Origin of the sequence: Plesiocystis pacifica SIR-1 (assembly GCF_000170895.1) — a bacterium.
GTDB lineage: Bacteria > Myxococcota_A > Polyangia > Nannocystales > Nannocystaceae > Plesiocystis > Plesiocystis pacifica.
The window spans coordinates 1-13632 of record NZ_ABCS01000095.1; the positions used below are offsets into that span (position 1 = coordinate 1).

At 71.8% G+C, this 13632-nt stretch carries 14 protein-coding genes; 10 read left to right on the top strand and 4 right to left on the bottom strand.

Annotated elements, in window-relative coordinates; all coding sequences use genetic code 11:
- Window positions 1-368: 368 nt before the first annotated feature.
- Entirely contained in the window at window positions 369-545 is a 177-nt protein-coding gene (locus PPSIR1_RS48550) for a hypothetical protein (RefSeq protein ID WP_006975493.1), read from the bottom strand.
- 22 nt (window positions 546-567) lie between these two features.
- Here PPSIR1_RS48550 and PPSIR1_RS50890 point away from each other — a divergent pair, with 22 nt between their 5' ends.
- The 7 genes from PPSIR1_RS50890 (at window position 568) to PPSIR1_RS32560 (ending at window position 6828) form a co-directional block, all read left to right on the top strand.
- Window positions 568-696 carry a hypothetical protein gene (locus PPSIR1_RS50890; RefSeq protein ID WP_269744740.1) on the top strand — a complete coding sequence of 43 codons (129 nt, stop codon included), beginning with the start codon at window positions 568-570 and terminating at the stop codon, window positions 694-696.
- 164 nt (window positions 697-860) lie between these two features.
- Window positions 861-2780, top strand: coding sequence for an ATP-binding protein (locus tag PPSIR1_RS44480; RefSeq protein ID WP_006975495.1), 1920 nt, complete (start codon window positions 861-863; stop codon window positions 2778-2780).
- A 111-nt stretch (window positions 2781-2891) separates the two neighbouring features.
- Entirely contained in the window at window positions 2892-3419 is a 528-nt protein-coding gene (locus PPSIR1_RS32540; RefSeq protein ID WP_006975496.1) for an RNA polymerase sigma factor, read from the top strand.
- Window positions 3416-4390, top strand: coding sequence for a hypothetical protein (locus PPSIR1_RS32545; protein ID WP_006975497.1), 975 nt, complete (start codon window positions 3416-3418; stop codon window positions 4388-4390). Before PPSIR1_RS32540 ends, PPSIR1_RS32545 begins: the two co-directional genes overlap by 4 nt.
- A gap of 51 nt (window positions 4391-4441) precedes the next feature.
- Complete coding sequence (locus PPSIR1_RS44485) at window positions 4442-5410, top strand: alpha/beta fold hydrolase (protein ID WP_006975498.1); 969 nt, start codon at window positions 4442-4444, stop codon at window positions 5408-5410.
- Entirely contained in the window at window positions 5407-6066 is a 660-nt protein-coding gene (locus tag PPSIR1_RS32555) for a hypothetical protein (RefSeq protein ID WP_006975499.1), read from the top strand. Before PPSIR1_RS44485 ends, PPSIR1_RS32555 begins: the two co-directional genes overlap by 4 nt.
- 213 nt (window positions 6067-6279) lie before the next feature.
- A complete protein-coding gene (locus PPSIR1_RS32560) occupies window positions 6280-6828 on the top strand; it encodes a hypothetical protein (protein ID WP_006975500.1) in 549 nt (182 codons plus the stop codon).
- A 19-nt stretch (window positions 6829-6847) separates the two neighbouring features.
- On the opposite strand, the gene PPSIR1_RS32565 is transcribed toward PPSIR1_RS32560, so the two are convergent.
- The 3 genes from PPSIR1_RS32565 to PPSIR1_RS32575 form a co-directional block, all read right to left on the bottom strand.
- Window positions 6848-9013: an MYXO-CTERM sorting domain-containing protein gene (locus PPSIR1_RS32565; protein ID WP_157596204.1), complete on the bottom strand. Its 2166-nt coding sequence runs from the start codon at window positions 9011-9013 to the stop codon at window positions 6848-6850.
- Window positions 9014-9123: 110 nt separating this feature from the next.
- Window positions 9124-10257: a polysaccharide deacetylase family protein gene (locus PPSIR1_RS32570; protein ID WP_006975502.1), complete on the bottom strand. Its 1134-nt coding sequence runs from the start codon at window positions 10255-10257 to the stop codon at window positions 9124-9126.
- Between the two features lie 180 nt (window positions 10258-10437).
- Complete coding sequence (locus PPSIR1_RS32575; RefSeq protein WP_157596205.1) at window positions 10438-11418, bottom strand: alpha/beta fold hydrolase; 981 nt, start codon at window positions 11416-11418, stop codon at window positions 10438-10440.
- A gap of 58 nt (window positions 11419-11476) precedes the next feature.
- Between PPSIR1_RS32575 and PPSIR1_RS32580 the strand changes: the two genes are divergently transcribed.
- The 3 genes from PPSIR1_RS32580 (at window position 11477) to cyoE (ending at window position 13630) form a co-directional block, all read left to right on the top strand.
- On the top strand, window positions 11477-11707 hold the full coding sequence (locus tag PPSIR1_RS32580; RefSeq protein WP_006975504.1) for a hypothetical protein: 231 nt from the start codon (window positions 11477-11479) through the stop codon (window positions 11705-11707).
- Window positions 11708-12191: 484 nt separating this feature from the next.
- On the top strand, window positions 12192-12725 hold the full coding sequence (locus tag PPSIR1_RS32585; protein ID WP_006975505.1) for a hypothetical protein: 534 nt from the start codon (window positions 12192-12194) through the stop codon (window positions 12723-12725).
- Complete coding sequence (gene cyoE / locus PPSIR1_RS32590) at window positions 12722-13630, top strand: heme o synthase (RefSeq protein ID WP_006975506.1); 909 nt, start codon at window positions 12722-12724, stop codon at window positions 13628-13630. The genes PPSIR1_RS32585 and cyoE overlap by 4 nt, the downstream gene beginning before the upstream one ends.
- Window positions 13631-13632 lie beyond the last annotated feature (2 nt).

The window sequence follows — 13632 nt, forward strand, 5'->3', positions numbered from 1 at the left end:
GTGGTGAACCCCACCGCTAGGAGCGGCGACACAGCCATTCGGGTTCCAGTGCCGCTCCAAACCCGGCACGGACTTCGGACACGCGGTACTTGGGGGAAGGGGTTGGTTCGTGCTCTCGCTCCCGGAGTTGCCGCCCGCGCTCGACCACGGCCGCGACGACCTCGGGCTCGCCGGCGCGTTTTGCCGCGCGCTGGAGGTGCGCCGACAGCTCGGGGGAGGATGTCGACGGTCAGCAGCCCGTCGAGCCAGATCCAGTCGCGGTCGCCGGGGACCGCGTAGCCCAGGGCGTTGTCCCGAATGATCCGATCGCAGCGCTGCTCGGCCGGGAACAACCCGCGCACGAGGCCAAAGACGAAGGCTCGCCCGAGCTACAGGGGAACGACGCACCACAGCGCGAACCACGGGGACACGAGCGCGGCGGCGGGCAGGGCCAAGAGCGCGAGGCCGAGGAGCGCGAGGCCGTACGGGCGCCACACGGCGAAGTGTGGCGCGAGGCGTTGGCGCCTGGTCGGGGAGAACTCGAGGTGGACGGGGAACTCGGGCACGCCGAGGCCGAGAGCATCAATCGTGCCAGGATCCGAGGGCCGTCTTTGCGGAGGCGGGCGCCGACGTGGCGGGGCCTACGACGTGACCGTCGACGAGCAGAGCGCGGCCACCGTCGTCAGCCACGACCGGCTGTCGAAGTTCGCGCCCTGAGCGGGGCTCGGACCGGCCGCCACCGAAGCCAGGCTTCGCCTACCTGCAGCTCGGGGAGAGCGCGCGAGACGAGGGTCTGCCGCTCTCGCCAGAGCTGTGAGTAGGGTTGACCCGTGGTGTATTCTGGCTCGCGCACGCGGTCCGTCCGGGTGTGCCTGGGACCCGTGACGAGCTCGAAGAACAGCCTGCCGCTCGAGGTCAGCTGTCAGATGCTCGGGACCGCGTTCGAGCTGTGCGATGGCCTGGGCGGGGACCGGCAGCAGCTGATCCGAGCCTTGCCCTACTCGATGGAGCACATGCTCGATGGTCGCCGGTGGATCGACTGGGAGAGCTTCGCGCTGCTCATGGGTCGGCTCGTCGACGAGTACGGGGCCACGCCAGCGCGCGTCGCCGAGATCTCGGTCGAGAGCATGGAGCGCTCGCTGCCGCGGGCGCTGCTGGGGGTCGCGGGGCTGTTCGCGTCTCCCAGCGCGGTCGCGCGCTGGTACCTCGATACGGACGGGATCGTCCACAACTACTGCCGGGTGTTCCGGACCAGCTTCGTCGAGCGCGTCGCGGACCTCGAGTTCGAGTGGACCGTGGAGCTGCGCGACCCTCGGCTGACGCTGACGACCGTCAACTTTTGGAGCATGCAGGCGCAGATCGAGTTCGCCTTTCGCCGCATGGGAGCCCGCGACGCCGTGGTCGAGATGCGCGCCCTCGAGCGGGGCTTCCACTATCGGGCGCGACTGCAGCGGCGCAGCGTGGGCATGCGCGTGCGCGGGCTGCTGGCCCGCTCCCTGGGTCGCCTGTTGCCCGCGCGCAGGGCCCGGGAGATGCTGTCGCAGACCAACGCGGCGCAGCTCGAGCAGCTGCGCGAGCTCGAGGCCGAGGTGCGCCGGCGCGAGCGGGTCGAGGAGCAGCTGCGCCAGCAGGTCGCCGAGGCCGAGGAGCTGCAGCGCCAGCTCGGCCGCAGCCAGCGGCTCAACAGCCTCGGCCTGCTCGCGGGCGGCCTGGCCCACGACTTCAACAACCTGCTCGTGGCGATCATGGGGCACACGGGCATGCTGCGCCTCGAGGCCGAGGGCTTGTCGAGGGAGGCCCTCGAAGACCTCGACGGCCTCGACGAGGCCGCGGCCCGAGCTCGGGAGCTGACCCGACAGCTGCTGACCTTCGGCCGGGCCCAAGCGATGGAGCTGAGCGAGGTCGAGCTCGGGGCCGCGCTGCGTCAGAGCTGGCGCTTGCTCGGGCGCTTGCTGCCCTCGAGCATTCGCAAGCTGCTGGTCATCGAGGACGAGGCGTTGCGCTTGGTCGTCGACCGGGCTCAGCTCGAGCAGGTGGTCATGAACCTGTGCATCAACGCGCGCGACGCGATGCCCGAGGGCGGGGAGCTCGAGGTGCGCCTGCGCCGGGTCGCGCTCTCGGCCGAGGCGCTGGGAGCCGAGCGCGAGGCGGTCGAGCCTGGGGAGTTCGCGCAGATCTCGGTCCGGGATACGGGCGAAGGCATCGCGCCCGCAGACCTCGAGCGGATCTTCGATCCCTTCTTCACGACCAAGGCCGAGGGCCAGGGCACGGGCCTGGGCCTGAGCGTGGTGTTCGGCGTCGTGCACCGTCACGGCGGGCTCGTGCGCGTGGACTCCGAGCTCGGTCGCGGGACGACCTTCGAGGTGTACCTGCCCCTCGACGCCCGCGAGGCGAGCGTGGCCGCCGTCCAGGAGGCGCGCGCGCCAGCCCCGGGCGGGGACGAGCGGATCTTGCTGGTCGAGGATCACGATCTGGTCCGTCGGATCGCCGAGGAGCTGCTGCGCGGCGCGGGCTACGAGGTGAGCGTGGTCGAAGACGGCGAGCAGGCCAGCGCGACCCTCTCGGAGCAGCGCGTGGACCTGGTGCTGACCGACGTCGTCATGCCGCGGCGCTCGGGCATCGAGCTCGCGCGGGAGCTCCAGGTGACGCAGCCCGGGCTCCCCCTGATCTTGATGACGGGCTACACCACCGAGCGCGCGCAGCTCGACGAGCTGGCCTCCGCCGGGGTCGGGCTGCTGTCCAAGCCCTTTTGCCGCGAGGAGCTGCTGTGGGCGGTGCGCGACGCCCTGGAGCCGTCGTGACGCGCGCAGATTGTTTTCGAGGGCCGCGGGAAAACCGGGCTGCTCGCGCAACTCACCATCTGGATGCCCACGACACCCCTGTCGACGGCTGCGCCTCTGGCGCCGGTAGCCGTGAGCGCGCGTGAGCAGTCGGACGCGCGGCGCGAGCGGCTGGCGCGTTGCTACCGCGAGCACGCCCAGCGCCTCGCCCGGCAGATCCTGGCGATCACGGGGGACCCGACCTGCGTCGAGGACCTGGTCAACGAGACCTTCATCCGGGCGCACGAGCGCTTCGATCGCTTCGAGGATCGCTCGGCGCTCTCGACCTGGCTGCACGGCATCGCCATCAACATCGCGCGCACCCACGTGACCAAGCGTCGCCGTCGCCGTCGCCTCGACGCGGCCTTGCCCAAGCCGACGATGGAGGGGGAGGACGTCGAGGACGCGGTGCGCGAGCGCGACGCGGTCCGGCGCCTCTACCTGGCCCTGGACGAGCTCGACGCGGACCTGCGCGTCGCCTTTGTCCTGTGCGTGCTGGAGCAGCGCTCGTTGAAGGAGGCCTCGGGGCTGCTGGGCGTCCCGGTGTCGACCTTGCACGCACGCCGGCAGCGCGCCGAGGCCTTCGTGCGCGCGCAGATCGAAGGAGGAGCGCAGCGATGACGGAGTCCTACGACGACCTCCTGGACGGGGCGCGGGAGTGGCTGGGGACGACGAGCCCCGCGCTCGGGGCGCCCGAGGCCATGCTCGCCGAGCTCGAGGCGCACCAGCGCCGACGGGGTCGCCTGCGCCTGCTCGCGGCGCTGCTCTCGTGCCTGGTCCTCGCGGCCTACGCGGTCAGCGTGCTCGCCCACCCCCTCGGCGCCTCGACCTGCGACTGGGTCAGCCCCGGCGCCGTGCTGCGCTACGGCCTCGTCCACGTCGCGGGCTTCGTGCTCGCCTCGGCGCTCGTGGCCAGCACGCGCACCTGGGCCCAGCTGCTCGTGCGCGCGTGCTGGTGGTCCTCGCTGCTGGCCGCGTCCGTGGGGCTGTGGACCGAGCTCGGGACCTTGCCGCTGCTCATGCCGACGCTGCTGCTCGCGTCGGCGATCGGGCTGTGGTCCCTCGGCGAGCTGCCCCTCGACGTCGACGCGCCCGACGGGGGCTTCCCGCTGATCCGCCACCGCGAGCTCGTCGTCGCCATGTTGGTGTTCGCGGTCGCCGACGCCGAGACCCTGCTGGCGTCGGCGCTCAACCATGACGAGCCGGGCTCGCTGGGCTACGCGCTGACGGACCTGGCGTGCGCGCTGACGATGATCGTGGCGATCGTCGGCCTCTACCGCCTGCGCGTGTGGGGCTTCGTCGCGGTCGTGCTCGCCAACCTGGCCATCGCGGGCCTGGCCCTCGGCGGGCTGCTCAACTACGACCCCGGCTTCTCGGCCGCGTTCGCGGTCACGGCGGTCATCCAGGTCGGGCTCGGGGTCCCGCTGATGCGCGCGCTGTGGGGGGGGCAGACGCGGCTGCGCGCCCCCTCGCTGCGCTGGCCTCGGTGGGGGGCGCGGGTGCTCCTCGTGGCCGCCGTCGGGCTCGGGGCCCTCGCGACCTGGCGGGGCCTCCAGCCCGAGGTCCTCGAGCATCACTGCGCCGACACCTGAGCGATCGGGAATTCTCGAGGCGTCGCGCGACTCACTCACGTGATGTTGACAGTGCCTCGTCCACGGCTCGCGCTCCTCGGCGCGCTCGCCCTCATCGGCTGCCTCGATCCGGCCCAGCCCGGCAACCTGGTGCCGGCCACGGTCCTCGACGACCCCGAGCTGCCGGCGCTCGAGCTCGCGGATACGCGGGTTCATCTCGAGACCTTCGGCGACCCCGACGACCCCGTGATCGTGGTCCTCCACGGCGGGCCGGGCAACGACTACCGCTACCTGCTGCGGCTGATCGAGCCCGTCGAGGGCGAGAGCCTGGCCGACGACTACTTCTGGGTGTTTTGGGATCAACGGGGCGCGGGCCTGTCCGAGCGCCACGGGCTCGAGGCGCTGACCCTCGACGCCTACCTGAGCGACCTCGAGCAGGTGGTCGATCACTTCGCCGCAGGTCGCCAGGTGGTGCTCTTGGGCCACTCCTGGGGAGGGCAGTACGCCGGCATGTACATGAACGCCCACCCCGAGCGGATCGCGGGGGCGGTCCTCGCCGAGCCGGGCCGGCTGCGCTGGGACATCCCCGAGCTCGCGGCGGACTTCGACTTCGACTACTTCGCCGAGCACCTGGGTGACCTGCTGTGGGCGCGGCAGTTCGTCTCGATGCAGGACCACGCCCGGGCCGACTACGTCACCTCGCTGCTGCTGCTCGAGGACACCAACGCGCGCCTGGAGGAGCCCAGCCCCAACTGGCGGGTCGGCGCGGCCGTGTTGCTGGAGCTCTACCTCGAGCAGATCGAGGGCGCGCGCTTTGACTGGACCCCGCGCCTGGGCGAGGTCGAGGCCGAGGTCCTGTTCATCACCGGCGCCCTCTCGGTCGATCTGGGCACGGAATTCCAGGGCCAGCAGACGCCCTTGTTTGCGGACGCTCGGATCGTCGAGATCGCCGACGCGGGCCACACCGACATCGTGTGGGCGCGGGCGGAGGCCACGGTGCCCGTGGTCCGGGACTACCTCGAAGGGCTGGAGCTCGAGTGAGCGCCCTGGCTTCCCTCGTGATGGCGGCGGTGTTGGCCGGGGCGGGCCCGGGCCAGCGGCCCTCGCCGGACTCCGGGGCCAACGTGGTCGGGACCGAGGTCGGGGTCGACGGCACGACCCTCGCGTGGTCCCTCGGCTACGCCCGGGCGCTGTTCTTGCCCGGCGAGCGCACCTTGCTCCTGGCGACGCGCTTCACCCTCCCGATGACCCAGCCCGACATGGGCGACTGGCGCTGGGCCGCGGGCGCCCGGGTCGACGCCCTCGCGTTGGGCCGCTTCGCGTGGCCGGTCGAGCTCGATCTCGTGGTCCGCGGGCTCTCGAACCGCTCCGTCGATGCCCTCGGCCTCGGGACGGAGCTGATCACCGCGCCCGGGTGGTACCCGAAGCGGTGGTTCGTCGCCGCGGAGCTGAGCTGGGATCAACAGTGGGGCACGCACCTGGAGCACGGCGCGGACTACCGGCGCTACGTGTACGAGGACGTCCAGGACGGCTGGTACGGCCCGACGGGCTTCACCATGCGCTACGGGGCCCGCGTGGGCGGGCTGCCGTGGCGGCACATGGAGCTGTGGGTGCGCGGCGGCTACGAACAGCACGGCCGCTTCGACCAGCTGGCGCCGCCGCTCTACGCCATCGCGGGGGTCAACTTCCGCTTTTAGGCTCGGGCGGGCTCACCACGAGGGCGCCGCTGGGGCGCCACTGGGGCGCCATCGTGACCTGGTGACGGGCACCGAAGCGCGAAGGGGAGGGACCGCCCAAGCTGTCGCTCGGTCCCCGGCGGAGCTCACCCCATCGCGCCGGGGTTTCCCCGCTTCCCGCTTGGCGGGGTCATGCGGATTGAGGGCCTTCGTGGTGGCGGGTCTACTCGTTTCATGTTCACCACCACCACCCACCGCATCCTCGCCGCGTCCCTCTCCCTGCTGCTCGCGCCCACGCTGCTCGCTTGCCCGAGCGACGACGGGGAGCCGAGCGAGGGCGAGGGCGCGGCCGACGAGACCGGGGCCGAGACGGACAGCGAGTCCGGTACGGCCGACGACGAGGTCGGGACGGACTCGTCCGAGACCAGCTCGGACACCACGGAGACGGAGACGGAGAGCTCCACCGAAGGCACGGAGGAGACGACGACGGAGGGCGAGGAGACGACGGAGACGACGGGCGCGGGCGAGCTGCCGGAGGAGGTCATCAGCGCGTGCGAGGAGGCGTGCGGGGCCATCGACATGTGCGGGTTCCCGAACGAGGGCTGCGTCGAGGTTTGCCTCGAAGTGCACGGGGAGTACCTCGACGATCCGGCGTGCCTCGAGGCCGAGCTGGCGCTGACCGAGTGCATCGCGGCGCTGCCCAGCTGCGAGGAGGTCTCCGAGTTCCTCGACGGGGAGAGCGACCCCTACCCGTGCATGGAGATCGAGGCGATGGCCTGCTGACCCTCGACCCGCTCGGTCGCTAGCGGCTGCGTTCGCGGCGGCGAAGCAGGGGCAGGGCGAGGAGCAGCGCGAGGGCCCAGGGGAGGGGGCGACCGGGCTCGGGATCGGCCTGACACGCGCAGCCCCGATCGAGGATGATCGGGTCGGCGCTGGCTTCATCGCCGCCGCCGGTGGCGTCGCCCGTATCGAGCGGCGCCCCGGTCTCGGTGTCGTCGCCGATCTCGTCCTCGCTGGAGCCCGACTCCTCGGCCGACTCGGACTCGCCGCGCGTGCCGGACTCTTCGGTGGTCTCGGTCTCGGTCTCGGTGGTGTCCGTGCTCTCGGCGGTGTCCGTGTCGGTCGGGGTGCCCGACTCGGTGTCTCCGTCCCCCGGGACCGGGTCGGGCTCGTTGGTCGTCGGCTCGGGCGTGTCGAGGCAGCTGGGGAACGCGCAGCAGGGATCGAGCTCGACCTCGAGGCCCTCGACGATGGCCGAGAGCGTGGCCGAGAGCTCGTCCCCCTCGAGGGCGCGCAGCGGCGGGAGCGTGCCGCCGGAGCCCCAGTCGGCCATCTGGGCGAGCTGGGCCAGGGCCAGAGGGTCGCCCCCTGCGGGGTCGTAGGCCGGGCCCAGGCCGATGACGTGGGTGGTGATGCCGTCCGCGACCATGCCGAGGAGATGGGTCTCGACCTGGGCGTCCGTCGACTCGTGCGCCCCGGCGACGATCAGGATGTTGTGGTAGGGGGTCGCGTCGTTGACGGGGGCGAGGGCGTCCCAGCCCTCGTTGGTCGCGTGGTAGTCGGCCTGGTTTTGGTGGGCCAGCGCCAGCCCCAGGTGCAGCGCCCGGCCCGAGCCGGCGCAGCCCGGTCCTGGCCCCTGGCAGCGCGGCATGTGGCTGTCGGTCGGCAGGTCGAAGCCCGGGGGGTCTGGGGTGCCGTCTTGGAAGTCCCAGACGATCGGCGGCCCGCCCCAGGGATCCTCGCAGCCCGGGAGCAGGCAGCTCGTGAGCGGGTTGAGGGCCCAGGCCATGTTGTCGGCGGTGCACGAGCCGTAGTCCACGAGCACGCGCTGCTCGCCGGGGTCGGGGCTGGTGCCGCCGAACACCATCAGGCCGATCTGCGCGCGGCCGTCGAGGGGCAGGCCGTCGCCAAGGTTGACCTCGAGGAAGCCGCCCGGCGCGGTCAGGGCGGTCCGGGCCTGGTCCCACAGGGTCTGCCCCATGGCGCCGGGCTGGCCGGGCTGGGCCGGGTCGTCGAGCATGGCCGAGGACGCGTCGAGGATCACGAGGACGCGCGGCTGGCCGCCGAAGCACTCCGGAAAGTAGTCGCCGAAGGAGCCGTAGATGGCGTCGGTGACGGCGACCCACAGGACCTCGGGCTCGTGGGCGATGGCGACCTGGGTCCCGCCCGCGTTGGCGACGGCGTCGGCGGCCGCCTGCGCCTGCTCGTCGCCGTGCCACGACAGCACGTAGGTGGGGATGTGGTGATCGTCGAAGGCCTGCTCCGCGACCGGGGCCGGGTCGGCCTCGGCCGGGGCGTAGGCCGAGGAGCCGTCGGCGTCGGTCCAGGCGCCCGCGGTGATCAGGCTGAAGATGTAGGGGCGGGGGGCGATGAGCCCGGGCTCGAGGCCTAGATCCTCGGGGTGGTCTTGCTGGGTGGCGAGGGCCTCGGCGAGGGCGGCCTCGAGGGCCCCGCGGGTCCACGGCTCGATGCCCGTGGCTGCGCCGTTGAGCGGCGGGGGCGTGGCCGCGAGCAGGTCGAGGAGTTCCTCGGCCACGCACTCGTGGTAGACGCCCCGCTCGTCATCCCAGCGCTGGTCGAACACGTGGCCGTCGACGAGCCCGGAGGCGTCGCCGGGGATGGTCGTGCCGGGGACCCCCGGCTGGGGGTCGTGGCCATAGCGCATGATCGCGATGTTGGCCTGGTTGGTCAGGAACAGGCCCGGCTGCAGCATGGTCTCCAGGGCCTCGACGCTGGCCTCCCAGCGGGTCTGGCCTGGGAAGCCTTCGGCCGGCTCGTTCATCGCCGTGGAGTACTCGACGATGAACATCAAGTTGTTCTTGGGCCAGCTGCACTGGGTCTCCTCCCAGCACTCGGCGCCCTCGGCCTGGACCGGCGCGGCTCCCCGATGCAGGCAAAAGGCCAGGCCGATCCCCGAGAGCAGCGCGAGTTGCAGGGCGAGGCGGCGTCTGGGCAGAGGCGGGCGCATCCCCTCCATGGTGGGCCGCGAAGGGGATGTCGGGTGGAAAAAAAAGGACGTCCACGACTATTTTGGCCGTCGCGGACGACGCCACGCCCTCCCTGCCCCACGTCCACGACTCAGGGGGCGCAGCCGTGGGTCGTGTCGAGCTCGGCGAGGCTGACGATCTCGACCCCGCTGCGGGCGAAGGCCCGCAGCATCGCCTTGGTGGCGTCGGGGGCCAGGCGATCGTGGGCGACGTAGATGCCGCCTTCGCGGCTCGCGCTGCGGGCCGCCTTGGTCGCGGTCTTGGCCACGCGCTTGGGGTCCATGCGCTCGTCGACGCTCAGCTTGGGGTCGGAGTCCCCGGTGCCGCCGTCCCACATCACCATGCGCATGCCCTGGGCGTTGACGGCCCGGGCGAAGGCCTCGCGCTCCTCGGCCTTCCAGTGGCTGCCGACGTAGGGGTTGCCGCCGGGGGGGCGGACCCAGCCGAGGGTGTGGGGCCGATCCTGCTCGCTGTAGCCGCGGGCCTCGAGCACGGCGCGGTGGCGGGCGCGGATGCCCTCCATGCGCGCGAGCTGCTCGCCGCGGTCGTGCTTGGACCAGCGCAGGCCGTCGAAGACCTCGCGGTCGAGGGCGCGGAAGTCCTCCTTGGAGGTGGCGAGCATGGCCAGGTCGACGCGGATCTGGGTCAGCTCGAACTCCGAGGCGACGTAGGCCTCGAGCTCGTCGAGGCCGGCGACGTTGCGGGCCATGCGGGTGTCGTGGCGCCAGCCGTGGTTGGCGAGGGTGTGGCCCTCGGCGACCATGCGCTGGACCAGGTGGTAGGTGTTCGCGCGCACGGAGTGGCCGGTGATGAAGAAGGCGCCGGTCCAGCCCTGGCGCTCGAGCTCGTCGAGGATCAGCGGGGTGCGCCCGGGGTGGGGGCCGTCGTCGAAGGTCAGGGCGAGCTTGCCGGCGGGGAGCGCTTCGCGGGCGGGGTAGAGCCCGGGGATCCACTCGTCGTCGCTGGCGCGGCCCTCCCAGCGACCCGTGGGCACGGGGGCGAGGGCGCAGCCTTCCTCGAGCTCGGCGAGCTCTCCGACGGCGGGCGGGAGCAGAGGCTGCGGGTGGGTCGGCTCGAGGGTCTGCTCCGAGACCTGCTCGATGCTCTGGTGGGCGAGCGCGGCGGACTGCCCGTCGGCCTCGTGGGCCGAGGCCTCGAAGGCGGTGAGCTCGGTGGTGGACAGGGACAGGGCGACGAGGGCGAAGGCGAGCAGGCGGCGAGACATGAGGATCCCCCGCGACGGCCGCGGACCCCCTGGCTCGATTCGGACGAGTCACCCCCTCACGGGGCGCCTCGGAGCCAGGGCGTCGGTCCGCGTGTTGACCGTCGCACTGGGGTGTCCGGGCAGGAGCCAAAAACGGCTCATGGCTCGACCGATTTTTTCGAATGACTCGTGGAGTCCCGGTCAGGCGCCGCTGCGGCCCTCACACCACGCGAGCACCTGGGGCATCAGGCCCGCGCCGGCGCCTAGCCCCATCCCCAGGTCGACGGAGGCCGGAAAGCCCACGTGACCACCCCGGCGCACGTAGGCGACCTGCGCGAGCTCGGGCTGAGCCGCGCGGGCGCGCTCGAGGTGGGGGCGCACGGTCTCGAGGGGGACGATGGGGTCGTCCTCGGCGGCGACGTAGAGGAAGGGCCGCTTGGTCTCGCCCAGGCGCGGGCCGATGCTCTGGCTGGTCCAGTAGTGGTTCTCGTCCTCGAAGCCCCAGCGCGGCACGACGACCTCCCGGTCCCAGGCCCGGATGCCGTGGAAGTTGCGCCGCGGTCCGTCCTCGATGCGCGCGAGGATGTCCTCGAGGCCGCCGACGATCGAGCGCCGGTAGAGCCACATCGACGGCGCGTCGAAGCTGTGCGCGTTGAGGAGCAGATCGAGGGGCGAGCAGATCGCGACCACGCCGGCGACCCGCGGGTCGGGGTCCGGAGAGCAGGCCAGGTGCAGGGCGACGTGGCCCCCGAGGGAGAAGCCGACCACGAACACCCGGCGAAAGCGAGCGAGGCTGGGGTCGCCGAGGACGGCGGCGAGGTCCGCCCACAGCCCCGCGTGGTAGAAGTCGCGGCCGCTGTCCCCCGCGCCGCGCATGGACAGGCGCAGGTAGGCGTGACCGGCCGCGGCCGCGGCTGCGGCGGCGGACAGGACGTAGGTGCTGTCCGCCGAGCCGCCGAGGCCGTGGAGGATGAGCACGAGGGTGTCGCGGGTGTCGACGCCGGCTGGCCCCGAAGGGCCGAGCGCGCCGGCGAGCTCGATGGCGCCGCCGCGGCTCCCGGGGACGGTGATTTGCCACGGCCGGTCGGCGACGGTCTCGGGGAACAGGACCCCGCGGACGTAGGGCACGACGGTCCAGTAGTGCCCGCGCGCCGCCGCTCGAATTCCGCCTCGCCTCGGCACGGTCACAGCATGGAGGGAGCTGGCAGACACCACAAGTGCGCTCGGTGAAAGCGGCGACTTGGCCGAGGTCGCGTCATCCGGCGCCTACCCCTGGAACGAGCTGACCGTGGTGCTCGAGCCTGGGGCGACGGCGAGCTCGGCGGTGCTGCGCCACGAGGCTGACACCGACGTGGGCTCCCCGCGCCTGCTCGTGCAGGTGCTCCGGGCCGAGGGCGAAGCCGAGCCCATCGCGCTGTCCGACGACGAGCTCACCGCCAGCGCCGGGTGGCCTGCACCCATCGGCGGCTGATCATCGCGCGCGGGGAGACCGACCGTCGCCCCGGGCGTTCGGATCGCGCTGATCCCCTCCCGCGCCGGAGATCCGCTGCCCGTCGTCGACTACGACGGGCAGACCCTGGTCGTGACCCAGGGCGGGGACAGTGAGGCGCTGAGCTTCTCGATGGTCGGCGACCGCACCCACATCGAGGGCAGACCCGTACGCTGCGCCGCGCGTGGGGCTCCGCCTCGTCGAGATCACCGCCGCCGGAGCGTTGACAAAGGCTCCCGGAGTCCGTCGCGCTCGGGCTCGAATCGGCCTCGATTTGGGACGCCGTTCGGGACAAATCCTCGCGCCAGAGGGCTCAAAAAGAGCAAGCGAGGATATTTATCATGGGAGCGAAGCTCGACTCCGAGGTTCGCAAATGTTGCGTGGGGCCCTCGTTGACGGTCTCAGGGCTGCCGAGTAGAAACCGCCCGTGTCAGCCCACCCCGAGGGTCCTGGCGATGATTCGCCGGTGCCTACCCCGCCCGAGACCGCGACCGACGGACCGAGCTTGCGTTTGGTCCTCGGCTTCGCCGGGGCGGTCACGATTCTCACGGGGGTGATGGGCTACGCCCGCTACGCGGGTTCGGAGCGCTGGGTGTCCGAGGGCATCCAGCAGATGGACGCGCGCGGCTCGGAGCTCGACGTCGAGGGTTGCATCGACGAGGTCGTCGACTGGTACGACGCCTGCGACCAGGAAGATGCGAACGCCGCGGTCTGCCTCACCGGCGTCGACATTCTGATGGCCCACTGTCTGGGCGCACAGGATCGCACGCCAACTTGTGAGCTCTATCTCAATCCCGATTCCGAAGTCCGGGCGCCCACCGAGCAGATGCGCGAGCAAGCTCGAAACCCCAAGAAGGCGGGCGAGAGCGGCCGCTGGGTGTACGCCCGGTGCGAAGAGCGCGAAATGCGTTGCCTGAACAAGCGCGAGTGCGCGTGCGCCGAGGCCTATCGAGCGGTTGACTCTTTTTGTCGAACAGGGCAACAGGCGGTGCAGCTGTGACCGAACGTCGCACTCGAGAGTCCTCCCTCACCGAGCGCGCGCGCGACTACCTGGCCCTGACCAAGCCGGGAATCGTTCGCATGTGCTTGGTCATGACCGCCGGCGGCATGTGGCTCGCGCCCGAGCCCTCGCACTGGACGGTGTGGATCGCGGTGCTGATCGGCTCGGCCTGCGCGGTGGCCTCGGCCAACGCCTTCAACATGGTCATGGAGCGCGAGGGCGACCGCAAGATGAAGCGGACGCGCATGCGCCCGCTGCCCACGGGTCGCATGGCCGCGTGGGAGGCCAACGTGTTCGCCGGGCTGCTCGCGCTCGCCTCCATGGTGATCCTCGGCTTCGGCACCAACTGGCTCACCGCCGGCGTCGCGCTGTTTGCGCTGGTCAGCTACACCCTGGTCTACACGCCGCTCAAGCGCGTCACGCCCCTGGCCCTGGTCATCGGCGCAGTCCCGGGGGCCATCCCGCCGCTGCTGGGCTGGACCGCGGCGACCAACAGCCTCGACCTGCCCGGCGCGGTCCTGTTTGGGATCCTGCTCGTCTGGCAGATGCCCCACTTCCTGGCCATCGCCATCTTCCGCAAGCAGGACTACGCCAACGCCGGCATCCTGACGGTCCCCGTGGTCCGCGGGGAGACCGTCGCCAAGGTCCAGGCCATCGCCTGGGCCCTCCTGCTGATCCCCGTGAGCCTCGCGCTCACTCCCCTGGGCGTCACCGGCAACCTCTATATGGGGCTCGCCCTGGCGATGGGCCTGGTGTTCCTCGGCTGGACCATCAAGGGCCTGAGCTCCAAGGAGTTCGAGTCCGACGTCCGCTGGGCCCGGCAGGTGTTCGTGCTCTCGCTCGTATACCTGCCCGCGCTGACCCTGGCGCTCGTGGCTGACCTGACCTGGAAGGCGTTCTTCTAGCC

Excerpts from the sequence above, each read along its gene's own strand:
- PPSIR1_RS32560 (WP_006975500.1), top strand. The coding sequence starts at position 6,280 with ATGTTCACCACCACCACCCACCGCATCCTCGCCGCGTCCCTCTCCCTG.
- PPSIR1_RS32545 (WP_006975497.1), top strand. The coding sequence starts at position 3,416 with ATGACGGAGTCCTACGACGACCTCCTGGACGGGGCGCGGGAGTGGCTG.
- PPSIR1_RS32570 (WP_006975502.1), bottom strand. The coding sequence starts at position 10,257 with ATGTCTCGCCGCCTGCTCGCCTTCGCCCTCGTCGCCCTGTCCCTGTCC.
- PPSIR1_RS32565 (WP_157596204.1), bottom strand. The coding sequence starts at position 9,013 with ATGCGCCCGCCTCTGCCCAGACGCCGCCTCGCCCTGCAACTCGCGCTG.